The sequence below is a fragment of the Shewanella sp. SM87 genome, from assembly GCF_025653705.1.
Lineage (GTDB): Bacteria > Pseudomonadota > Gammaproteobacteria > Enterobacterales > Shewanellaceae > Shewanella > Shewanella oncorhynchi.
This window is the reverse complement of sequence record NZ_JAKKSC010000009.1, coordinates 97,147-119,211: the sequence shown is the minus strand read 5'-3', so window position 1 is coordinate 119,211 and position 22,065 is coordinate 97,147. Positions and strand designations below refer to the sequence as shown.

The 22,065-nt window shown below is 46.9% G+C and carries 20 protein-coding genes; 1 reads left to right on the top strand and 19 read right to left on the bottom strand.

Annotation, left to right across the window (positions count from 1 at the left end):
• Positions 1 to 76: 76 nt before the first annotated feature.
• The 19 genes from uvrB to L5M11_RS09410 form a co-directional block, all read right to left on the bottom strand.
• On the bottom strand, positions 77 to 2,083 hold the full coding sequence (uvrB, locus tag L5M11_RS09500) for an excinuclease ABC subunit UvrB (protein WP_263191975.1): 2,007 nt from the start codon (positions 2,081 to 2,083) through the stop codon (positions 77 to 79).
• A gap of 305 nt (positions 2,084 to 2,388) precedes the next feature.
• On the bottom strand, positions 2,389 to 2,541 hold the full coding sequence (locus L5M11_RS09495) for a hypothetical protein (RefSeq protein ID WP_263191974.1): 153 nt from the start codon (positions 2,539 to 2,541) through the stop codon (positions 2,389 to 2,391).
• 269 nt (positions 2,542 to 2,810) lie between these two features.
• Complete coding sequence (locus L5M11_RS09490; RefSeq protein WP_263191973.1) at positions 2,811 to 3,572, bottom strand: DNA adenine methylase; 762 nt, start codon at positions 3,570 to 3,572, stop codon at positions 2,811 to 2,813.
• A 145-nt stretch (positions 3,573 to 3,717) separates the two neighbouring features.
• Positions 3,718 to 3,939: a hypothetical protein gene (locus L5M11_RS09485; RefSeq protein ID WP_263191972.1), complete on the bottom strand. Its 222-nt coding sequence runs from the start codon at positions 3,937 to 3,939 to the stop codon at positions 3,718 to 3,720.
• Positions 3,936 to 5,723, bottom strand: a complete 1,788-nt coding sequence (locus L5M11_RS09480) for a hypothetical protein (RefSeq protein ID WP_263191971.1) — start codon at positions 5,721 to 5,723, stop codon at positions 3,936 to 3,938. The genes L5M11_RS09485 and L5M11_RS09480 overlap by 4 nt, the downstream gene beginning before the upstream one ends.
• 2 nt (positions 5,724 to 5,725) lie before the next feature.
• Positions 5,726 to 6,025: a hypothetical protein gene (locus tag L5M11_RS09475; protein WP_173247725.1), complete on the bottom strand. Its 300-nt coding sequence runs from the start codon at positions 6,023 to 6,025 to the stop codon at positions 5,726 to 5,728.
• A complete protein-coding gene (locus L5M11_RS09470; RefSeq protein WP_263191970.1) occupies positions 6,018 to 7,043 on the bottom strand; it encodes a hypothetical protein in 1,026 nt (341 codons plus the stop codon). Before L5M11_RS09470 ends, L5M11_RS09475 begins: the two co-directional genes overlap by 8 nt.
• A gap of 24 nt (positions 7,044 to 7,067) precedes the next feature.
• Positions 7,068 to 9,563, bottom strand: coding sequence for a hypothetical protein (locus L5M11_RS09465; protein ID WP_263191968.1), 2,496 nt, complete (start codon positions 9,561 to 9,563; stop codon positions 7,068 to 7,070).
• A gap of 12 nt (positions 9,564 to 9,575) precedes the next feature.
• Positions 9,576 to 9,941, bottom strand: coding sequence for a hypothetical protein (locus L5M11_RS09460; protein WP_131525971.1), 366 nt, complete (start codon positions 9,939 to 9,941; stop codon positions 9,576 to 9,578).
• Positions 9,938 to 13,864: a tape measure protein gene (locus tag L5M11_RS09455; RefSeq protein WP_263191967.1), complete on the bottom strand. Its 3,927-nt coding sequence runs from the start codon at positions 13,862 to 13,864 to the stop codon at positions 9,938 to 9,940. Before L5M11_RS09455 ends, L5M11_RS09460 begins: the two co-directional genes overlap by 4 nt.
• Positions 13,865 to 13,983: 119 nt before the next feature.
• On the bottom strand, positions 13,984 to 14,730 hold the full coding sequence (locus tag L5M11_RS09450) for a hypothetical protein (protein ID WP_263191966.1): 747 nt from the start codon (positions 14,728 to 14,730) through the stop codon (positions 13,984 to 13,986).
• Positions 14,731 to 14,750: 20 nt separating this feature from the next.
• Complete coding sequence (locus L5M11_RS09445; RefSeq protein ID WP_263191965.1) at positions 14,751 to 15,191, bottom strand: hypothetical protein; 441 nt, start codon at positions 15,189 to 15,191, stop codon at positions 14,751 to 14,753.
• Positions 15,191 to 15,646: a gp436 family protein gene (locus L5M11_RS09440; RefSeq protein WP_263191964.1), complete on the bottom strand. Its 456-nt coding sequence runs from the start codon at positions 15,644 to 15,646 to the stop codon at positions 15,191 to 15,193. Before L5M11_RS09440 ends, L5M11_RS09445 begins: the two co-directional genes overlap by 1 nt.
• Positions 15,647 to 15,648: 2 nt before the next feature.
• The gene (locus tag L5M11_RS09435; protein WP_263191963.1) at positions 15,649 to 16,158 is read right to left on the bottom strand and encodes an HI1506-related protein; all 510 of its coding nucleotides are present in this window, start codon (positions 16,156 to 16,158) and stop codon (positions 15,649 to 15,651) included.
• Between the two features lie 82 nt (positions 16,159 to 16,240).
• Entirely contained in the window at positions 16,241 to 17,161 is a 921-nt protein-coding gene (locus L5M11_RS09430) for a Mu-like prophage major head subunit gpT family protein (RefSeq protein WP_263191962.1), read from the bottom strand.
• On the bottom strand, positions 17,161 to 18,318 hold the full coding sequence (locus tag L5M11_RS09425) for a phage protease (protein WP_263191961.1): 1,158 nt from the start codon (positions 18,316 to 18,318) through the stop codon (positions 17,161 to 17,163). Before L5M11_RS09425 ends, L5M11_RS09430 begins: the two co-directional genes overlap by 1 nt.
• A 79-nt stretch (positions 18,319 to 18,397) precedes the next feature.
• Positions 18,398 to 19,267 (bottom strand): hypothetical protein, encoded by an 870-nt coding sequence (locus L5M11_RS09420; protein ID WP_263191960.1) that lies wholly within the window; start codon positions 19,265 to 19,267, stop codon positions 18,398 to 18,400.
• 70 nt (positions 19,268 to 19,337) lie between these two features.
• On the bottom strand, positions 19,338 to 19,511 hold the full coding sequence (locus tag L5M11_RS09415) for a hypothetical protein (protein WP_263191958.1): 174 nt from the start codon (positions 19,509 to 19,511) through the stop codon (positions 19,338 to 19,340).
• Between the two features lie 582 nt (positions 19,512 to 20,093).
• Positions 20,094 to 20,963: a hypothetical protein gene (locus L5M11_RS09410; protein WP_263191956.1), complete on the bottom strand. Its 870-nt coding sequence runs from the start codon at positions 20,961 to 20,963 to the stop codon at positions 20,094 to 20,096.
• Between the two features lie 239 nt (positions 20,964 to 21,202).
• Here L5M11_RS09410 and L5M11_RS09405 point away from each other — a divergent pair, with 239 nt between their 5' ends.
• On the top strand, positions 21,203 to 22,057 hold the full coding sequence (locus tag L5M11_RS09405) for a hypothetical protein (RefSeq protein WP_263191955.1): 855 nt from the start codon (positions 21,203 to 21,205) through the stop codon (positions 22,055 to 22,057).
• Positions 22,058 to 22,065: the final 8 nt, after the last annotated feature.

The window sequence follows — 22,065 nt, the reverse complement described above, 5'->3', positions numbered from 1 at the left end:
TCCAAGTCAAGATATTAAAAAGCCGTCGCAGCATGATTGCTGGACGGCTTTTTTAATGCTAAGCGCAAGAATAAATCTAGGCTTTGATCAACAGGTCCCGCAGGTGCTTGACTTCATCACGCATTGCCGCCGCTTGTTCAAACTCTAAGTTGCGCGCATGTTCATGCATCTTCTTCTCAAGCTGATCAATTTGATGGCTTAACTCTGCCGCATCGACTTTATGATAATGGGACTTAGGCTCAGCCACTTTGCCATACACCGCTTTACTGTCGCGGCCATCATCCACATCCATCACATCGGTGATCCGTTTAACGACGCCCTTAGGCGTGATACCGTGCTTTAAGTTGTGCGCCCGCTGACGTTCACGACGTCGGTCAGTTTCACCTATCGCTTTCTCCATCGAATTGGTGATGCGATCGGCATAGAGGATCACTTTACCATTGACGTTACGCGCCGCGCGGCCAATCGTTTGGATGAGCGAGCGTTCAGAGCGCAAGAAGCCCTCTTTATCGGCATCTAAAATACACACCAATGACACTTCAGGCATATCTAAGCCTTCGCGCAATAAGTTGATCCCAACCAATACATCAAACTTACCTAAACGCAGATCGCGGATGATCTCAACCCGTTCGACAGTGTCAATGTCCGAATGCAGATAACGCACTTTTACGCCATGTTCGTCGAGGTATTCAGTCAAATCCTCCGACATACGCTTAGTCAACGTCGTCACTAACACCCGCTCATTGACGGCCACTCGCTTGGCGATTTCAGACAATAAATCGTCCACTTGGGTCCCAACAGGGCGCACTTCTAATTCAGGATCGAGTAACCCCGTTGGCCGCACGACCTGCTCAGCAATCTCACCTTCGCTCTTTTCCAGCTCGTAGGCACTCGGTGTTGCCGACACATAGATAGTTTGCGGCATCAATTGCTCAAACTCTTCAAACTTGAGCGGCCGGTTATCCAAGGCGGACGGTAAGCGGAAACCGTATTCCACAAGTGTGGTTTTACGGGAACGGTCACCTTTGTACATAGCGCCGATTTGCGGCACAGTCACATGGGATTCATCGATAATTAATAAGCCGTCGGCAGGCAAATAGTCGAGCAAGGTTGGTGGCCCTTCCCCCGGTGCGCGGCCAGACAAATAGCGCGAGTAGTTTTCGATGCCAGAGCAGTAACCCAACTCCACCATCATTTCCACATCGTATTGCACCCGCTCATGGATACGCTGGGCTTCAATTAACTTGTTGTTATCGAGTAGATATTGTTTACGCTCACGCAATTCTTCTTTAATAAACTCAGTGGCAGCGATGATTTTTTCCCGCGGCGTGACATAGTGTGTTTTAGGATAAACCGTCGTACGGGCGATACGTTTAATAATATGGCCCGTTAACGGGTCAAACTCACTTAAGCGTTCAATCTCATCGTCGAACAACTCGACTCGAATGGCATTACGCTCAGAATCGGCGGGGAAAATATCAATCACTTCACCGCGCACACGATAAGTACCACGTTGTAGCTCAATATCATTGCGCTTGTACTGCAATTCACTGAGACGAATTAAGATGTCACGCTGCCCCATCACATCGCCTTGGCGTAGATGCAGCAACATTTTTAAATAAGAATCGGGATCGCCCAAGCCATAAATGGCCGACACCGAAGCAATCAGCACCACATCTTTACGCTCTAACAGCGCCTTAGTGGCGGATAAGCGCATCTGCTCAATGTGAGCATTAACCGAAGCGTCCTTTTCGATAAAGGTATTTGACGCAGGTACATAGGCTTCGGGCTGGTAGTAATCGTAGTAAGAAACGAAATACTCGACCGCATTATGGGGAAAGAACTCTTTCATCTCGCCATAAAGCTGCGCCGCCAAGGTTTTATTAGGCGCCATGATAATCGTGGGTCGGCCTAACTTTTGGATCACATTGGCAATCGTGAAGGTTTTACCTGAGCCCGTCACCCCGAGTAAGGTTTGGCAGGCCAGACCCGCTTCGAGTCCATCGACTAATTTGGCAATCGCTGTAGGTTGGTCGCCTGCGGGGGCGAATTGCGATTCAAGCTGAAAAACAGATTCTGACACGCGCACATATCCTTTTAGTGAGTCGCCCCATTCTAATCAAGTCACCGACTAAGCTCCACAGTTATCCTTCCTGTCGTCATATCAATACGATCTAAAACCGCAAGATGACAATTTAAAGGAAGAAACATGAAACTTTTAAACTAAGGCGTTTTCAGCGTTTTTTGCTCACAAAACACCCGCAAACTAAGCAAAAATGCCAATTTAATACACAAGAAATCAATTTCGTTCGATTACAAAATTGCAACCTTGTTTTCACCCTCAATAAAAACCACTTGCTTTTAGTATGTATTTGATAATGATTAAATTTATTTTTGAACCCCAAAATAGTGCATTTTAAGTCCGCCGCCCATACCCCAAGGCTTTGGCGGCCATTTTCCAGGACAACTCACAGGGTTATCCACAGATTTTGTTGATAAGTCGAAATAACCTAGAAACCACGCGGGATTGGAGGCTGTCATGTGTCTTAACAACCGTCTCTCGGCATTTAGTAATTTAATTACATTTGATAAATGTTGCTACTTGTATCAATTTCACTAACTGTAATTAACATGTAGCGCGCCACGAGATTTGATAAACGAATTCACCTAAATTGAAAATTAGTGATTAATCAATTACTCGTTGGTTCACTTAGTTTGATAAATATGGGTTCACTCAATTTGATAAACTTCTCAATAAGCCCCCTAAATCGAGGGCTATTGAGTCTTTTCTACTTAGTTAATACGTTGGTCTACCAGTTCCAAATGAGCAGTTCTTGCTGCTCTCCAGAGCGTTTTGAGCCTCCTACCGTGTAACGTATTCCAAGCGTCTTCATTTGTAGTCCAGCGAATACCTCGCGCATCTCTGGTATGTCATTCACACTGATCACCATCTTGCCTTTGATTGTCTTCGCAAGCTCGGCCATCAAGGCATATTGCTCTAGTCCAAAATCTACACCATAACCTGCGGTACTCCAGTAAGGTGGGTCTAAATAGAACAAGGTTTCTGGCTTATCGTATCGTCTTACGCACTCTGCCCAGTCCAACCGCTCGATATAGGTTCTTGCCAAGCGTAGGTGAGCAACGCTGAGATCTTCCTCAATCCTTAACAAGTTCAAACCAGCTGGTCGAGACGCTGAACACCCAAAATTCTGACCTGATACTTTCCCGCCAAACGCCAGCTTTTGAAGATAGTAGAAGCGACTCGCTCGCTGAATATCGGTTAGAGTTTCAGGGTTAGTATTCTTCTGCCATAAAAACTCTTCACGGCTAATTAAAGCCCATTTAAAGTGCCTTATAAACTCTTCTAAATGATGCTTAATCACTCGATAAAGATTAACGAGATCACCATTCATATCATTGACCACTTCCACCCTAGCCTCATCCTTGCTAAAGAACATTGCAGCACCGCCGCAGAAGGGTTCGACATAGGTATGGTGTTCAGGGAATATCGGTAAAATCTGCTTAACTAATCTACGCTTACCGCCCATCCAAGGGATAATCGGTTTTGGCATGTGAGCCTCCTTTTTTAGGATTTTTTATGCTAGGCTCGGTTCGCCGTGTCGACGCGGTGAGGGAGCCTTGGTTGGCTCACAGGGTCTTATCCTGTGTGTTGACGGTCTAGCAGTGTTGGTAGCATTGCTAGACCGCTCTCTTTTATCAAATCTCTAATTCTACATATATCAGGTCGGCGGCTTGGCCTTGGATCTGACCATCGACGATATACACTTTCCCGCTTGCAACTGAGTCACCCAAAACAGTCTGATAACTGCCATCGGCGTGCTGTACTGTCGTGGTGCCATTCGACACGTTAATCACAGTGGCAACACTGCGCTGGGGCTTTGGGTTTAAGTTAGCTAAGCGTTGATAGATGTTACTCATGCTGCCACCTCATTACGCAATAGCGTCACGGTCTGATTCACAGTAACCATCCCCGTTGACTCATTAACGCTGCCACTAATGCTGAAGCTTTCACACACTGACTTAAACACCTCGGCACCTTTACGAACCCCAATTAACATGCCTGGGCGCATGGGTGGTAAATCTGCCATGACCTTAGCGCGAATGCTGTTTTGCACCTTATTACCTGCGTTGGCTAATTCGGCCGTTGCGCGCATTCTTGCGGCTTGATTATCAGTGATTAACTTATCCACTATATCAGCAGCAAAGTTGTCACCAGCGGTCCCGAAACGTTTCACTTTCGCCGCCACGCCTTGCTGTTCACCACGCACAAACACCGCATTAGCATCGGGACGAATGTCGATACGCTCGTTAAATTCGAGGATAACTCCATCGTGCAAAATCACATCGGGAATTGCGCTTGCGGTATTCCAAGGCACGACTGGCCAATGAGGGATCACCGTTATAGTCTGAGTTTCATCATTCACATCGAGCATGGCCCCAATGCTATTTGCCATCATGTTAATGGCTTCAGCGGGAGTTTTAGAGGCATAACTAAAGGCGTTTGCGGGTACAGAGTAATCACTAATTTTACTGGCGACAGTCCACCCAGTATTGGCCACAATATCGGCCATCAAACCAATAAAGCTGCGGGCTACTACGTTCACATAGTTGATGGCCTTTCGGTTCGGGCTGGCGAGTGTGGCTAAGCGGCCTCGACCTGTCGCGCTATAACTGGTTTTGCCAAAGGCTTTTGACTCGCTGGGAGACTCACAAAGCAGGTAAAAGTCATAGCCGTTAATGCTTATTTTCAGTAATTCATTAGCGGCACGCTCGGCATCAATACGGGATGAAAACGCTAAGCTTCCACTACTGGCCCATTGTGAACGGGACTGAGAAATGGATACAGATTTGAGTACCACAGCAACGCCGTCACTCACACGAACACAACTGATTTGAGGCTGCATGAGGTAACTCCTTCTGATTTGCGGTTCGATGGGGATCTTAAAATCAATGGTGGGTAAAGATGGATTAGTACCTATCAGGCCGCCGCCATCGTCCCAGTAACAAACATTGGGTGAAGGGGTAAAGTTGAGCACAATCGAGCTGGCTGCATTTACCCAAGGATCACTAAAGTTAATGGTGATCTTGCCTTTGGGTGGTCGATACTTACTCGAGCACACCCACCGCGCAGCATGTGGCCCCCATGCTATTCCTTTCATATCGCCTGCAGCACGAATATTCGAGTGGGCAAGCTTAACCTCAGTCCCGACTAACTCACCTTGCCTTAAACCCAGTGCGATAATCTGCGTGGTAGCCTCTGGCTGCCGCCATAGCATTTCAACCCGTGATGGCACTAAGTCAGGCAATAGCCATAGGCTAGAAGCTTGCACACCATGTAACTGTGGCACTAACCAAAGCAAATCAGCTTTACATGGCACTAGGTTATTCCAGCGCCAAACCACTGAGGCGGTAATACCCAGTAATGCTTTAGCTTGCCACTTGGCCGTCACGATTTGCGTCACATGGCCAACTTGCCATTGTGACGTTAATTGTGTGGCATGGCTTTGGGTGGCTTCTTTAATGGTTAGCTGCTGTGCAACACTCGGCGCAATCGAAATACCTATGCCGCACATTATACCAATGGTACCCGCGCTAATGGGTACCTCTGGTATATCTGGCGTGGGTTCATCACCAAAATTAATGGTGAGTAGTGAATGGGCGTTTAGCCATTGGCCGCTAAAATTAATCGTGATAGCAGTCATAGCTATAGATTCACACGGTTAGCATCAACTAATTCATAGGTAACACCATCAACTATTTCAGCATTAAAGTTTTTGTCATCATCCATAATGACCACAATCACGCCGTCTGTAGCTTGAGTTGGTGGTAACAGTAACTTGACTACGCCACTAGGCGGAAAGTCGCCAAGTCTTAAGGGGTAAAAAGTCGATCTATCAATCACGGCGTATCGTTCAGCAAACTTATCTTGATTAGTTATCGAAAGTTGCCCAAGAAGGTATACACCTTTAGAGATTGTTGGTGATGGCAATATAACACTAGGCATACCATTCTCCCGTTGAAAGCCATACTCTTGAACCACCATAGTGGTATTGAGGCATTAGGTGCCACTCAATACCGTCTGCTATCCACTTATAAATATTGGGTTCAATTGCACAACCAAGAAAGGGTGATAAATGCAATCCCGGCAAAATGCCCCTTATAACAGGTTGAAGCATGCTCCGTAAATGATTAACGCCTTGACTATCAACGTATGACGATAAGTTACTGGCTTCTGAAATCTGACTAGAATTCAATCCTATGACCACAGGCATGAATGTCATATTGAAACTTGGCGGAGGCGTGGCTGTTATTGCTGATGTTCCATAACCTGTCGTAAGGGGCAAATTGGTTTGTAGCAATACGCCCCTTTTAGGACTTACCAAGCTAGCTGTCTCATATAATTTTAAACAATCATTGTTAGAACTGTACGCATATAACAGGCTACCGCCTCCGTTACCCGTCAATGACACATCGGCTTGAATTGGTGATGATATTGTAATAAATGTATGAACATCACCTGGTACTAAACTTTGAAAATCACCGACAAACAACAACGGCATAGTGCTTGTTGTACCAGCAACATTTCCCCCTGTTTGTGCTGTGCTACCGAAAATTAAAATGTAAAAAGATTTTGGAGTTGCATATACCACCCATCGAGTATGAATGTTTGCACCAGTCATAAAATAATCACGATAGCTGGCACCTGCTACCGTTGACCAATCAGGATTTAACGAGCTAATGAATGGTGCATTTTGTGTAAACAATACATCATTACTAACATCACCGGAGGTCTTAGCCCATATTTTAACAAAACCGCCTGAACCATATTCGGTCGAATTTCTAAACACGATACTGTTTGCTGCACCGTCCTGAAAAGGTATTGTCCACCCAGCTCCCTGCTTAGAGCCATATCCATCAACAAGACATTTTTTCAAAATATTGATAATTTCAGAAGGCTTTCGAGTTCCAATCGAAGGCGCACCCGCATCATCCCAGCGATATGCTGTTGGTGTAAAACCCATAATAATGACTCCTTTGAATCTCGCTTACGACTCATTGCCAAATAATGACAATACGGCTTTATCTGTAGTGATTTGGCTGTGGCCAACCTGCACATTGCGCAGCAGCATGATTGGCTTAGATGAAGCAAAGGTGGCAAAGCGCACCGCCTCGCCCGTTTGCCAACCGCCACCCCATGCGCCTTTTCTGAGCACAAAATAAGGGGTATTTGTCACGGGGTTGATTGGTGCAAAATCATTGAGGGTATCACCAGTCGCAATTTGTCCTAGGCGGCGACCTACGCAGCGAAACGCGGTTTCACTGGTCATAATCATTACCCAATCTTCGTTTATTGCAGTGTTATTTTTAACCTCTATCGGATAGTCAACGGCGTTAAAATTGCCCGTGGCTTGAGCACCATCAACATCCCAGTTATTTGACCAGGCGGTCATATCCCGTACTTGGCCAACACGCGCCTGCAAATCACCTAAAATCTGCACACTGGCCACAGTTGCCCCTATGGGATATTCGCGGGATAAAGGTTTTGCCAGCACTATGTTGCTTGGGGTAAAGCTTGAAACTAACGCAAGCTCGCTAATAACATCGGTCAGCACAAAAGGCGCAGCAAAACCAGTAAAGGCACTATTAATGGTGACAGTGCCTGCCGCTTTATTTACGGTGAAATGGGTGTTTTCGCTGGTCCATAGGCTGGCGCCATTCGCATCTGTAATGTCGCTAAATGCTGCGTTTTGACGAATGTTATACACGGTACCAGCCGTGGCGGTGACTTGCTGCACTAGTGAGTGTGACAGCGCCACTGTACCCCACTGGCGGAACATATTCACAATGCCATCATAAGGAATACGCAGCGGGTTAAGGCCATAAATCTCGGCAGGTGGCAGTTGGCGCACTTGGTCGCTAATGTCATAGCGCAATGTGGTTAAATCCACTGGGGCGCTAAAGGTCAGTTCCACAATGCCACTGCTAATGCTACCGTTAATGCCAGTGCCCGAAACCACCCCTTGAGCATTGGCTGAGGCACTAATCAGCGCTCGGTCAGAGATGCGTTCAACCTGCACATAAAAGCTTTCTAATAAGGGATTGGGTACAGCTAAGGTGAACTTAGCGACCGTATCACCTGCCGCAGCCGCCGCGCTTGATTCGACTAATCCGGCATAGGTAAACGTAAACTCGCCACGGCTAACAACTTGCTTAGCCACCGCACCCGTTAAGTAATTAATGGTTGCGAGGTGTTCTGTACCATCATATAGCTTGCCTGTAGTGCCCTCGGCGCTCACTCTCTCATACACATCTTGGGCAGCATAGTTTGTATCAGCAAAGACAGCTCGGCCTTTAATACTGCCCACTGTCAGTTGCTTGTTGGCTGGGAACGGGTTGGCGCTTGAATAGATGCTGTATTTATAGGATGAAACATAAAACAGGCTCACGGTTGACGCATCATTAAATCTTGTACTTGAGGTGAGCGTTACCGTGATATTACCTGAGCCAATCGTCACGGATTGAATGTAGCTGGTATAACCGCCGAACGTGGCCGTGGGTAACGTCGAAACGGCAACTAATCCGTTTTCATCGGTTAATAAATCCGTAGTGGTAAAAGTATAGCTATAGGTGCCTGCGCTTGAAGGTTGGGTGATCACTTTGCGGATCACTTGGCTTACAGTGGCATCCCCGTTTTCACTGCCGCCGACAATGGTATTGCCTGGCTTGGGTAACACAGTGGTAATGGATGGCAGTAACGACAACTGCGTCGCCCCCACGGCTAAATTAACGCCATTGGCCACAGCAGTTAATTTGGTTACGCCATGAAACTTAAGCGGTGATGCGGTATTAGATAAGCGCAGCTTAGTACACTTACTTTGTCCATTAACAATTAATGATGGCCATGGAGTGGCAAAAGGAATGGGTGGATCGAAAGTGACGGTACCGACTTGACCATTAACATTATTGGTCTTGGTTACTTTGCAAAAGTGAGTTTTACGGGGCCAATCGGCATTTTCCACCCCAGTATATTCCACAGTAATACAAATCACTTGGCCCACGACCAAATAGGTGGTTTTCCAGTAATCGCGATCATTAAATCGATAAGTCGATTGCAAGTAATCTGAGGAAAACGAGTTTTGATTTACAAGGAACCCTGGGCCACCTTCGCGGATTAATTCCCCTGCAGTGACAGACGACTCAATGATCTCCTTCATATCCGTCATGCGAGACTCATCATCCAGCGCAGGGGATTCAATCATAAACACATTCACCAGCGGATCGACTGGTGGCTCACTCACAAACACATGGGCTTGCTTAAGTTTGTTAGTGTCATTGGTGTAAAGCGTGGGGAAGCATTTAACGATATCGATACTCGATTGAGCATGATCAATATCAGAGATAGCATCAAACAGTTCATTAATCTGCCCTGATTGCACTACGTTGTTCGTGCGCTGGCCGCCAGCTTCATTGCTTGAACCTAATAGTTCAGGCTTGAAGATTTTTAAACTATCGCGGGAAATTGGTGTCGGAGAAGTTGCCATATTAAACAGCCTTTAAACAGTGATTAACTTGAGGGTGATGGCATCGACAGCATCGGGGGCGCTATCGCTGTAATTAATATCTGGTGCACCACTAATCGGTTGATCGCGGTAATCCCAAATCACGCTAAAAACCGTGCCGTTAATATCCAGATTGAAACTGGCCGCCCCTTTTGTATTAGCGTGGCTTTCAAGGGCTTCAAACAGACTTAAAGATTCGCCATCACTAAAGAGCATAATGGAACGCCCTGCTTGTTTAGCCGCTACTTCAACATGCTGCGAGCCATCAAGAGCAAACTCAGTGCTACTCACAAAGGGCGTATAACCAAAGCGGTTAAGCCAAATAAAATGCGGTAATTGAAGCGTGTCTAAGGTGATCATGAGGTGGCCTTAATCTGTTCTAGTTCGCGCAAAAACAGCTGCTTAAACTCATCAAGCAAATCGGCTTTCACCACATTGCCCGACGGCATTGCCAGCTCTAACCGATAAATGTGTACACTGCCGCCTGTGTTCTGATTGCTCACCGATGGCGAAGTGGTTTGGCTTGAGGGACTGCGAGTGGAATTCGTCGCGGTGCTTGCACTGCTTGATGCACGCTCGATCGCCTGTGCGTTACGTTCTGCCGATTCAGCTTCGATTTGTTTTAGCTTAGTACTGTAGATTTGCTGACTCAGTTGCAGAGCTTCTTGGGCACTGGCGACGGACTCTTTATCCTGGGCTGTGCGGGCAGCATCGAGCTGCGCCTTAAGCTCAGCCTGTTGCTGCTCATAGCGGCGCTTCTCGATAGCGGCTTGGTTATTATTGAGCTGATCCATCTCATCTTTGAGACTGCCCAAGGTCGCGTTGATATCGTCACGTAGGCCTAGAATACGATCGCGTGTAGCATCAATGGCCGCTTGCAGTGGCTTAAGATCTTCGTCGCCTAACTCGCGTATATTCCACTTTGCCTCGCGGCTAATTTGATTGACACGAGCTAGGCTAATGCTTGAGCTTTCGAGTTCTTCAGTCCATTTACGGGTCAGTAAGGTTTCATTAATGATCTGCTTTTCGCGGATAAAAGCTTGGTTACTGAGCTGCGCCAGCACACCCCAAAAGCCAGTATTCACCCGCATATTGTTCATGATGCTTTTAGTCAGCTCATTAACTCGGGCGTTAAGTTTTTCGGTGCTATCTTCGTTAAAATTGAACTGTTTGTTTAAGTGAGCATAGGCACCCGCAAATAGGTTTACATACTCAGTGGCGCGGCCAGTGGTTTCCTCTAATTGTTCGAGTTCTTGGCGTTGCTCAATTAAGGTTTTAGTGGTCTTTTTTACCTGTTCATCAGTCTCTTGCTCACCATCTTCCAAACCGCCCATTAAGCGTTGCAATATTCTTAGCACTTCAACTAAGCGTTCTTTTTGTCGCAGGTATTCTTCCGCCGTGATGCCGCCGTCTTTATAGGCTTGTTCGAGCCTTAACATCTCGTCAGATACAGCGGCATACTTACTTTTTATCTGTTCATAATTAGCAGCTTCGAGTGCCTGAACCTCACTGAGCTGCTTAGTTTGGTCACTTAACTTGCCCTGTAAACTAATCAGATCTTGTTGGGCTTTTGCTTTGGCTTTACTCGATACCGTCGAGCTGTTCATCACATCGCGGCATTGCTTCAAACGGGCTTCAGTTTCTGCCACTGCGCGGCTTAGCTTGGCTTGCTCGGGTGAAAGTTCCTTCACGCTATCTGTATAGCCGTATTGCTTCGCAGTCAGCTCGCTCAGTTCCTTGGTTAGCCCAAGGGTGGCGGCTTGCGCTTTCAAGGTTTCTGGTACCGCTGCGCCCGTCGCTTCGGCGGCCGTTAATGCCGCTTTCGCCCAGGCTAAAAACGCATCTTTTTGTTGCTCAATCGGTTCACGGTTGTTCTTAATCAGATTAAAGGCCGCTTCGGCTTTCGTATTCACCTGCTCTAAGGCATGGCTACTGGTCAGCCCTAAGTCCTTATAGGCTTGCTCCAATGCCTCGGTGCCCTTAGCCGTGGCATCAAGATAGGTTTGCTGCTCTTCAAACTTGGCGCGCAGTAATGTGAGTAACTTAACGTGGCCTTCGTATTGCTCCCCCGCCGCTTTCAACGGCACTAAGGCGGCATCAATTTGGCGAATGAAACCGCCCATACCACCTTTAACGCCATCGAGCGTTTTAGTTTGTTCGCTTAAGGTAAAGGTCAGGCGCAGCGCTTCTTCAACCGTTAGTTTAATCGGCTCAACGACTTCAACAGCTGCCTGTTTAACCTCTTCCATGGCTTTAGCGGCGTTCTTCCACTTACCAGTGGCATCGTCATAAATCAGTTTGCCTTCGTCTACCGCCTTGTTGAACTCGGCCATAGTGGTAAAGGCTACGCCCGTTTGCTCGCTGAGATCCTTAAGTGAGTACTCCAACTGTTTGGAGCTAGACGCGGCAGCGCGTTTAGATTTTTCCAGTGCTTCTTCAGCGATTAATAACTCTTGGTATACCCGAGCAACCTCGATCAACTCGCTAATCAGGGCTAAGTACAAACCCGCTTTAGCCGCTGCTGCCAAGGCGGTTTTAAGTTTGCCAGCAGCTAAGGCCGCGCCCTCACTCGCCGCAGTGGTACCCATGATCGCGCCAGTGTAAAGACGCATCACGCCGATGGCGGCATTGGCTCCCGTGATCACATCACTAAAATAGCTACCGACTTTTAACGCGAGAAATGCCTTAGCCACAAAACCAATTTCATCACGGAAGTGGTACAGCATAGCCGCGCCATCTTGCACCGCTGAGCCTATGCTTACGATCGTGTCGCTGACTTGCTGCGCCCATTCCTTTAAACGGCCATCGGCGGCCATGGCGGCAAACTCAAGATTCAACTCACTGATCTGGCCCTTAAGCCAATCAAGTGCACCTGACTGAGCCACGAGATCATAGAAGGATGAAAGGTTGTCTTTGAGGTTTGATACTTGGCCACTGAGCAAAGCCATCTGCGCCGCTGCGCTGCCATTAGCGGCTCGGCCCATTTCATCAATCAAACCTTGGATCACATCGCGGCCAAGCTTGCCTTGCTCACTGAGTTTTTGCAGCTCTAAAGTGTTCTTGCCCGTGACCTTAGCCAGCATGTCCCATACGGGCACGCCGCGCTCAATCAACTGCAGGATCTCTTCGCCCTGTAGCTTTTGTTTTGCCCAGGCTTGGCCGAGTGCCAAGGTGATCCCCTCGACCTCTTGAAAACCGCCACCCAGTTTAAAGGCTTGATCCACAATCGCCTTCATGGTGCCGTTCATAGGATCGAGGCCAAAGGCTTTGGCCTTCACAAACGCTTGGTTGACTTCGTTCAGTTGCAGTGGCACATCGATGGCGAATTGCTTTACCCAAGTTGTGGCTTGTTTGCCAGATTCAAAACCGCCCATCACGGCATTCATTTGCACGCCAAGACGCTCAAATTGATCGCCCGTGGCAAAGACATCCTTCAACGCTTGGGCCACACGGTCAAAGCCCAAATAGGCACCCGCTAAGGCGGTCACTTGGCCGATCACGCCACGCAGGGAACTGGCATGATCACGGGCGCTGGCATTGCCCTTATCTAACTGATTAGCAAACTTATCGACATTACGGCCAGTGCCGTCAAATTCGGCGCTTAACTTGCGCTGCGCTGTGGTCAGGTTGTTGTAATCAATGCCCGATTTCGACAGGGCATTTTGCAGCTTAGTGTGGCTGGATGATTGCTGCGCTAACTCGCGCTGCATTTGCTCCAGCTCTTTTTCGGCCACATCAATAGAGCGTGCCAGCTGCACAAAAGGCGCATCCGTTTGGCTGGCACGTTGCTTTAAGTCCTGCAGTGCTAGGGCAGCAGCAGTGACAGCAAGCTCTTGTTGTTCAAGCTCGTTGCGTGACCGCTTAAAGGTGTTGATCAGGTCTTGCTGGTTAGCCAGTTCATCGAGCTTATTGGCTAAGGCATTGGCTTTTTGGCTGGTCGATTGGCTGCTATCGCCTACGTCATCAAGCCCAGTTGCTAAAGGCTTGAGGTCATTAGTGAGCTGCTCTGTTTGGTTGCTGGTATTGCGGCCGCTTTGGGCCACTTGGTCTAACTGGTCGCTTAACGGGTCAAGGCTGTTTTTGAGTTCATCAACTTGGTTCGCACCCGCTTGGCTGGCATCACTCACGCCATCGAGTTCATCAGCGAGCGCCTGCGTCTTAGGATTCGCCGCATCCGACTCAGTGCCGATGCGCTTAAGCTCATCGACTAAAGCCGCAATGTGTTGCTTGCCCGTGGCTTCTGCCACGATCCGCAGGGCGAGTTCTAAGGTTTTATCAGCCATTGGTATCTCGTTAATGCTCTCGTTAGTATCTAAATAATCGGTGTTTAAACGGCGGTTAAATGGGGATTAAAGGGCATGGCAATTGAGTACGGCCATGCCCTTGGGTTAAGCAAAACCGCTTACGCATCCAGCTCTAGGTACTCGAACGGATGATCCTTACCCGCGACTAACTGGGCTTTACCCGCAAGGGTGGCGCTCACAAACTCGCTGGCGGCAAAATCGATCGCAGCCGTAGGCGATAAGCTGGCGTCGAAAACATCGAGCTTAATCGGCTTGCCTGTTTCTAAGTTGGTACCTTCTCCGAAGATCCGCGCACGGGTTTGGGCGTTAATGCCACCGCGAATGAGGGTACCGCTAATGGCGTTATGTTGGCCTGTCACCGTCACCGCGCCGCCCGCTTCAATTGCGCCGCCTTTTACGGCACGCACTAGCCCTAGGGCATAGTTCACCTCATAGTCAGTGCCCAGCACTAAGGTGGTAGCGTCTTTCTTCACCACAAAACCGAGGGCGGCAAAGTTACATTCAGGTAGCTGTATCCAACGTTGATTGGTTGGTAAGGTCACGGCTTCATCGGTTAAGTTGCCGCTGCCCGTGTTCAGCACTTGGGTATCACCCAGCAGTGCCATAGCAATCAGTTCGGCAGGTTGATCGTCGAAGGACCATTCCACCTCAACAGGTTTTGCAATTTTCACCACGCTTAAGGCTTGGCCGTAGCTGTCTTTCTTTTTACTTGGACGTACCTTTTCGTCGGCTTCGGTTTTAATGGCGAGCTTAGTGGTGTTGATGGGACCAATGATCCCCGTTGATTGCCCTTGGGCATTTAAGCGGCCAACAAAGAAGTTGCCTGCGACTAATAATCCACTCATGGTGAGTTCCTCTTAGGTTGTTAAGGTTTGAATCTCAAAATCACACTTAACGCCACGGGGTAATAACCGTGGCTTTTAGTGAAACGGGGTTTAACGGGGCTGTTCACTCGCACAAAGGGGCCAAGCATCTGACCATCCACCGCAATGGACTTACCCACAATCGCGTTTAACAGGCTGACTAATAGCTCACCAGCTTGGCCTTCGTGAATAGATAAACGGCAAGCTAATACCACAAGCCAAGTCTGCTTAATTTGGCTGGTGTTGCCGCCTTGTGCGGTATCCGCCAGCGTATCGCCCAGATACAACACATGGGCGGCGGGGGTGATTTGGCTGCGCTCATCCACTTCGCTTAGCTCATTGGCTTGATAGACCTTTTTCAGCTTCTGGCTCGTCACTAATGGCTCAAGCAGTTGAGTCAGCGCATCACCTGCAGCAAGGTAGTTATCTTTAATTTCAAACATCAGATAAACCCCTTAGACGATGCACGGCCAAACACGCTGCCTGCACTGTCGATACTGACCACTAACTCACTTTGGCTAGCGACTTCACCCGTATCAGCTAGCCCCAAACTGATATCGCCTTTGCTCACTGCGGTTAAAAACTTCACCACAGCGGTATAGCGTTTCTCGACTTGTTCAGGGGCTTTATCGCCATACAAGAAGTAACGGGCGATATCGCAGCAGTTACGCTCCAATACGGCGGGAACCGTAGTTAACGGCAAGGTGTAACGGCCCACGATATAGCCATCAATCTCGGCAGACGCATCGCGCAGCGCCTGCTCAAGCAAGGCGAAATTGATTTCCCCTGGCACACTGTCTTCACGTTCGGTAAGCAGCATTAAGTCCTGCGTACCAAAGCGACTCAGCATGTTGTCAGGGGTGGCGTACATGGCTCTTGTGATGGCTAAGTCGGCCATAGCTATTCACCTGCTTCGTTGGTGGTGCCAGATGGTTCAGTGCTTTCCGTTTCAGTGCTAGGCATTTCAGCGCTTGCGGTAGCCGTTTCGTTTTCACATGGCACTGTGACTTTTACTGCCTGAATCGCACTGACTAAGTCAGTTTTATTCATCGAGTTAACACCCGTGATCGCCAAGTCTTTTGCCAGTTCTTTCAGCTCTTTTGCTGTCAGTTCACCCAAGGCTTTCTCTTCACCGCTAGGTTCTTTCACACCAGTGAGCATGCCTGTGATATCGGTGCCTAATGTCTGATCACCGTCTGGAATGTCCACACTCCCCGACGCTGGTGCCATATCACGCACGGATACTTTAAGGCGCTGATCAGCTTCAAACGCTGCGACTTGCTCATCCGACAACTCGGCCAGCGGTATAAGGTTTTCGCCTTTGGTAAGCGCCATGCCCGCACGGCGATAGCCAGTGTGCGCAAGACAGACAACCAACAGGACTTGAATGTTCTTAGAAGGATTCGCCATTTCATTGTTACCTCACTCTATGTTGGGGTGCAGGCGCATCCTTGTGCCTGCGATTCGCTGCTCAAACTTAAGGGGTGAACACCTAAAGCTGTGGCACCACAAGGATCTCGAACTTGCCTTTCAGTTCGTTATCCACGGTCACGCCGCCTTCATCAATGCGCTCACGGGTCATTAACTTGAGTGCGACGTCTTCAAGAGAAGCTGGGATCACCAATAAATTGGGGCGAATCTTGAGCTTCTTACCGCCATCGCTGGTAAAAGCTTGCATGGCTTTGTAAGCGCTCCATAGGTTGGTGGCATTGAGAGTACGCTTGTTGGCGAAGGCCATTTGCCAGAAGCCAAAGCCCGCTTCACAGCGCATATCGGTGCCGAACTGGAACTCGTTATTGGTCCAAACTGCAGGGTCAGTTGGATTAAACAGGGTGTTTAAATCCAGCTTGCGACGCTCTTGGAAGATGAGTGGCTTTAATGGGCGCGTGGTATCGAGCAAAAACCAAGGTTCCCCCGTATAAGCGCCATCAACCACCATGTTGGCCACCGATACGTCAGCACCCGTTCCATCGTGCTTCTCGTTAACGGGATGGTCAGTGTCAAAAAAGTTCTGCCCGTCATAACACAAAGTGCCAAAGCCTTCTGCTAATAGCTCGAACACCAGATCATCGGGAAACTCTTCACCTTCCTGTGCCAATGCCTGCACCATAGGCTTGTAAATCCCTAAAGTGTCATCTTCCACATCATCACGACTAATACCTATGGTGGTTTCAAAGGTACGGTTAGTGATTGAATAACCATGCTCTTTGATGGAGTTGATCACCCGCGCACCAATCCATTCACGCATTGTCGGCATTGAGCCTAACCAGCCGTAGGTATTGGACTTAGTATTGCTTGGCACAACTGAGGCAATTTTTAAAAACAGTGGATCAGTCTTAGCTAAAGCATTTTGAAACTCGCTACGCACCATAGTGCGCAGGGCTTGTAATACTGGGGCGTTAATAGCAGCCATTATTTTTGCTCCTGATCAGCGGCGATAGCTTTAGCAAAGTCAGCGTGCGACATGCCCCAAGAATCAGCCATTTTGATTTGGTCGGCAGTCAGTGCCGCGAGTTTGGTGTCCTTGTCCTTGATAGGATCGGGAACTGTGGTGGTTTGCTTGGCCGTTAATGCGGCAATAGCCACACGCTCACCCAAGTTGGCAGTCAGCGCTGCCATGGATTGCTGGCCTAACTTGGTTAGGTAATCACGTTCACATTCAAAAGCTTTGCCTTCGTCTATTGCCGCCTTCACAGTTTGCTCAACGGTAAGCACGCCGTTTTCAGCGGTTAGCGCTACCAGTTGCGCGCGCAGGGCCTTCGCTGTTGAAGCTGGCACATACTCGCTTAGGTCAACAGTGCCGACTTTAGCCGTTAGTGCAGTGACTTCTTGCTTTAAGCCATCCACGCTATTTGCTGCCGTGGTTAGCGTATTAAGTGCAGATAGCGCCGCGACCTCTTGCTCAGCGGTTAAAGCTGTCACGTCATCTGGAATTTCAACGCCCAAGGCAGCTAAGATTTTTTTAAGTAATGGGTTCACATGGAGTTCCTCCGTGTCGGTGGATTGGATAGGTTCGTGTGGATTGAGGCTTGTATTAAGAGCAGCCAGTGCAGCCAACGATGCGAGTGGCAACATGCCATCGACACCAGGGCGGTTAGTTAACGCGGCTGAGTGGATAAATTGCGGGCGGCCAGTGCTGGTGTCATAACCGAACACTAGGCTGAAGTACTTGTATTCTTTGGCGGTGAGGTAAGCGATGGCGTTATCGGTAAAGCGCGGCTTAATAAACAAGCCCTGTCCTTGTCGATATTGCACGTCATCGATGTTGAACCAACCAGCAGCGGGTGCAGGCTGGCCATTCTTCTCTTTGTTGAGGGTTTGGTGTTCGTAGTCGATAACTAGATCACCGGCTTTATGGGGGGTGTTTGCTTGCAGGGCCGCGAACGCAACGCTATCCATCAACCACTTGCCACCAGCCACATCTTCAGGGCGACCATCAACGGCGGCAAAGTGGCCATCAGGCAGCGCCTGAATGTAGCCATCCTCACCAACCACAAAGTCGGCTTCTGAATTGACGTTTAACTGGCTGCTTAAGGCGGCAAAGCCTAAAGCTGTGGTGGTTGCAGGCATAAAAAAGGCACTCTCAATAACATTGGAGTGCCTATGATGATCTCGCTTGATTCACTAGCGGATTGGAAAGGTTTCGGGATTAATTAGCTGAATAGAAGCCGTTCAATACAGTGCTTAAAATATTTCCTGCCGTGGCTATGCTTACTTGCCAACTACCATCAATAGCCTTACTCAGCATTCTTTTATACCATGATGTCACTTCTGGTCCGTACTCATCAGCTTTAGTAACAACCTCACCATCAACTGTAATGGCTGATTTCAAATCAGTAATATCAGTTTCTGCAACTTGATGATTTTTTAAAGCTTCGACTAGAGCACCCAGATCACCTTGGATACCGTTATTGAATGTTTGAGTTATGTCACTTTGGCTAACATCACCCAAAATACCATGGAAATTACCATTAAAAGTGATATTCATAGCTTGAGCTCTTCCCCTTTCATCAGAATTAAAGGACATGTTTTCGCCTAAAACTCCTTGCTTTTCCAAATCAGCAGCAAAATCTAATATTTGATTTCTAACTGAGTTCAATAGAAAGCTTATCTGTCCTAATGGCACACGTGCTAAATACTCATAAGTATTACTGAACAGTTGTCTAAAGTCTGTTTGTAAACGTTCTGGTAAATTTAGATACATATACCCATCTGGGTAATTAAGCGTAGATTCAAGTTCTGAAACAGAATTTCTCAATATCGTTGAAGACATTCGCTCCCCATAAGATTGCGGGAATTTTACAGGTATATAACCATGATGCGTCTTAGCGACAAGCTGAGTACCAACACGTCTGTATTTTGGTACATCAGAAGTCGTATATCCATTAAGTTCACTCCTAATCCAAGCATCGTCCAAAGCCAGCTTTTGGGCAACAAGCAATGATTTTCTAGCTAGAGAGGTTACTGAAAGATTATCATCAAGACAATTTTGCTGTAATTCGATAATCAAAGATCCCATTCATAACCTCATCACTTAGTAGACTTGTTATTTACAAAAAGCCCACATGATTTTTCATGTGGGCTTCCACTTAACTAATCAACGCAGGCCACGTCATATACAGATGGTCGAGTAACCAAGGCAGTAATAACAAACTGGTTTTAACGATACAGTCACTCCAACAAAAACCTCTTGGTGGTGGAGGTATCACGTTGACTACAATGATTGTTTTATAAACAATCGGTTGTTGCTCTGAATTGCTCATATAGGTCTCCTAAATTGAGCGTTTATATCGCAAGCAACATCAATCTCTAGTTGCGCATACGCATCTGAATACGTACACTTTAACTTGTGTATAGATGAAGTGCTTGCATTTGCAAGAGCTTCTACAGGAACCACGACACTTTGCCGAGTGTCGTGGTTTTTTTTATACTTCAAAAGCTCTTAACACCTATTATCATGGGATTTTGCGGGCATTTGCAAGTTTATATTCAGTGGGTATCTTGTGGATATCTTGAGGATAAAGAGATACGTTAGTGATGACGAACCTTGTAACACTTCTTGATATTAGCTCGCGTCCATAATGGCGTTTTTTTTACCAAACTCAGTAATCAGGTTTTTAGTACTTGAGTTTTCCTTGCTTAAGGCGTTTAAATTGAGTCAAGGCAAGTTACTAAGAGCGAATCCCGTTATATTGCTTTTGTGCTCGAGGAAAGCAAGACTGGTATCTACGGGGCTAAGATTAGATTGTTAGAATGATGGATAATCCCAATTAAATTGGAATACCCATCATAATCTAGTGGAGCTAACTAGTAGATTGAAAAGGTTTCGTGACCGGGATTAAATGCTATTTCCAATAGTAAAGCTTCAACGCTTCGGTAAGTACACCCGCTGCTGTTGAGATTCCTATTTGCCATGAACCATCAGCAGCTTTTTGAATCATCTTCGAGTACCAACTTGTAACGAGTTCGCCATAGGACCCAACAGCTTTTGGTGCTTCATCAGCATTGATAGCGGCAATCAAGCTTTCAATATCGACTTTATCAATGCCATTCTGGCTTAGAAATTTAGTTAATTGTTCAACATCATTAGTCTTATTAAAGATTAAATTTTGGTTTAATGAACTGTTGACTACATCACCAACAACGCCTTGCATGTCACCATGAATATTAATGGTGACATTAGCTTTGGCTTTAAACTTCTCTTCTTTAGTGAATTCCATTTGCTCACCCAAAATCCCTTCTTTTTCCAATTTAACTGCGATGCTTAAAACTTCGCTTCTGATGACGCTTAACACTCTCTTTACCTGCTGGACAGGTATTTGATAGTAGAACTGATACTTGATCTTTAAAAATTCATTCAAACTTTTTTGCAAATGGGCGGGAAGAATAACATCAACAAGTCCAGTACTGTAACAAGCGGCCTCCTCCAATTCACCTACAGCCTGAGTCAACATAAATTTATCTACGTCTGGGTAGAAATTTTCATCAAGCATGACTGGAATAGCCCCTTGGGATGAAACCTTGGCCACAATTTCCCCTTCAACAAATCGATACTTGGGAGCATTACCGCGAGTATAACCATGTAGCTCGCACATAGCCCAAGTAGCATCCAAACCTAACTTGTTATATATAAGAACTAATTTCCTTATTAAGGTTGAAATCGATACTTGTTCATTTGTGCAATCATGTTGTAGCTCCAAAACCAACGATCTCATCCCTATTCCCTTAAATGAAAAACCTATAGTTGAATGTAAACATTCAGCAGTGCAAAGTAATCTTGAGCATAACCCAGTTTAAAAGCCGTTTAAATCCTTGTTAAAGCGTTTAAGTGGTTTTGGGATAAGCCTTTGTGACAAGTTGAGAACTAAGACGCTTAAATCGCGTTTTAGCGCTTTGCGCAAAAAGCGCCTTCCACTTAGAATGATGGCCTCACTTTTACCTCCAAGGACGGCGTATGGCCACCAATCCCCCTAAGCAACCCCAAGCCGATCAGGCTAAAGCTCCTAGTGCTGAGAAGTCTTTTAAATGGCTAATCAAGTTACTTGCCATTGTTGCGGGTTGTTTACTGATTTTGTACTTTTCAATCTTTCACGGTGGTGTCGGGGATAAAGGCGACTTTGGTGCCTTTGGGGATTACTTTGGTGGCGTGCTAAACCCGATCCTTGGTTTTGCTACTGTTAGCCTACTAGTTTGGTCATTAAAGTATCAGATGGATGAACTGGCTCTTACCCGCCAAGTACTGGAAGAAACCCAAAAAGAAGCTGAATTGAGTCGTCAAGCAATGGAAGCTCAGGTTACCCACCTGCAAAATGAAGCTAAGCTAAACGAATTAATAAGATTGATGGCGGCAGTAAAAATCAAATGTGACGATATGCTTAACTCTAATGTGGCAGAACGAGAGCTATCATTTGGGCCACTTCACTTTAGCCAACCTCATTCTTATGGTAGATATAATCCATCCATCACAAAACGGACCTACCGAGATGTCATATGCATTTATATTCCAAGCAAATTTGGCGAACTATATGACGATCTTATTCCATTGTTACAGAGACAATATAACGAGCTTAATAGTTCTTGGAAGGAACTAGAAGAGTTATTGTGTCTTTATACTCGGTTAGCTTTGAGATACTACGATATTAATAAGAGCACTGAATTTGCAGTTGTGTACATAAAAGAAGCAGGAGAGATGCTAGCACCATTTCATAATATTTTTCAAACAGATGAAACAACAACGCTACTTCAAAAAGTAATACGTGCAAACAGTATTTCGATGTCATCTATGTTGTATGAAGACTTAGATGATTAATAAAGAAA

What these genes read in the sequence shown, in the direction of transcription:
- L5M11_RS09495 (WP_263191974.1), bottom strand. Translation starts at nt 2,541, where the DNA reads ATGACAGCCTCCAATCCCGCGTGGTTTCTAGGTTATTTCGACTTATCA.
- L5M11_RS09490 (WP_263191973.1), bottom strand. Translation starts at nt 3,572, where the DNA reads ATGCCAAAACCGATTATCCCTTGGATGGGCGGTAAGCGTAGATTAGTT.
- L5M11_RS09485 (WP_263191972.1), bottom strand. Translation starts at nt 3,939, where the DNA reads ATGAGTAACATCTATCAACGCTTAGCTAACTTAAACCCAAAGCCCCAG.
- L5M11_RS09480 (WP_263191971.1), bottom strand. Translation starts at nt 5,723, where the DNA reads ATGACTGCTATCACGATTAATTTTAGCGGCCAATGGCTAAACGCCCAT.
- L5M11_RS09475 (WP_173247725.1), bottom strand. Translation starts at nt 6,025, where the DNA reads ATGCCTAGTGTTATATTGCCATCACCAACAATCTCTAAAGGTGTATAC.
- L5M11_RS09470 (WP_263191970.1), bottom strand. Translation starts at nt 7,043, where the DNA reads ATGGGTTTTACACCAACAGCATATCGCTGGGATGATGCGGGTGCGCCT.
- L5M11_RS09465 (WP_263191968.1), bottom strand. Translation starts at nt 9,563, where the DNA reads ATGGCAACTTCTCCGACACCAATTTCCCGCGATAGTTTAAAAATCTTC.
- L5M11_RS09460 (WP_131525971.1), bottom strand. Translation starts at nt 9,941, where the DNA reads ATGATCACCTTAGACACGCTTCAATTACCGCATTTTATTTGGCTTAAC.
- L5M11_RS09455 (WP_263191967.1), bottom strand. Translation starts at nt 13,864, where the DNA reads ATGGCTGATAAAACCTTAGAACTCGCCCTGCGGATCGTGGCAGAAGCC.
- L5M11_RS09450 (WP_263191966.1), bottom strand. Translation starts at nt 14,730, where the DNA reads ATGAGTGGATTATTAGTCGCAGGCAACTTCTTTGTTGGCCGCTTAAAT.
- L5M11_RS09445 (WP_263191965.1), bottom strand. Translation starts at nt 15,191, where the DNA reads ATGTTTGAAATTAAAGATAACTACCTTGCTGCAGGTGATGCGCTGACT.
- L5M11_RS09440 (WP_263191964.1), bottom strand. Translation starts at nt 15,646, where the DNA reads ATGGCCGACTTAGCCATCACAAGAGCCATGTACGCCACCCCTGACAAC.
- L5M11_RS09435 (WP_263191963.1), bottom strand. Translation starts at nt 16,158, where the DNA reads ATGGCGAATCCTTCTAAGAACATTCAAGTCCTGTTGGTTGTCTGTCTT.
- L5M11_RS09430 (WP_263191962.1), bottom strand. Translation starts at nt 17,161, where the DNA reads ATGGCTGCTATTAACGCCCCAGTATTACAAGCCCTGCGCACTATGGTG.
- L5M11_RS09425 (WP_263191961.1), bottom strand. Translation starts at nt 18,318, where the DNA reads ATGCCTGCAACCACCACAGCTTTAGGCTTTGCCGCCTTAAGCAGCCAG.
- L5M11_RS09420 (WP_263191960.1), bottom strand. Translation starts at nt 19,267, where the DNA reads ATGGGATCTTTGATTATCGAATTACAGCAAAATTGTCTTGATGATAAT.
- L5M11_RS09415 (WP_263191958.1), bottom strand. Translation starts at nt 19,511, where the DNA reads ATGAGCAATTCAGAGCAACAACCGATTGTTTATAAAACAATCATTGTA.
- L5M11_RS09410 (WP_263191956.1), bottom strand. Translation starts at nt 20,963, where the DNA reads ATGAGATCGTTGGTTTTGGAGCTACAACATGATTGCACAAATGAACAA.
- L5M11_RS09405 (WP_263191955.1), top strand. Translation starts at nt 21,203, where the DNA reads ATGGCCACCAATCCCCCTAAGCAACCCCAAGCCGATCAGGCTAAAGCT.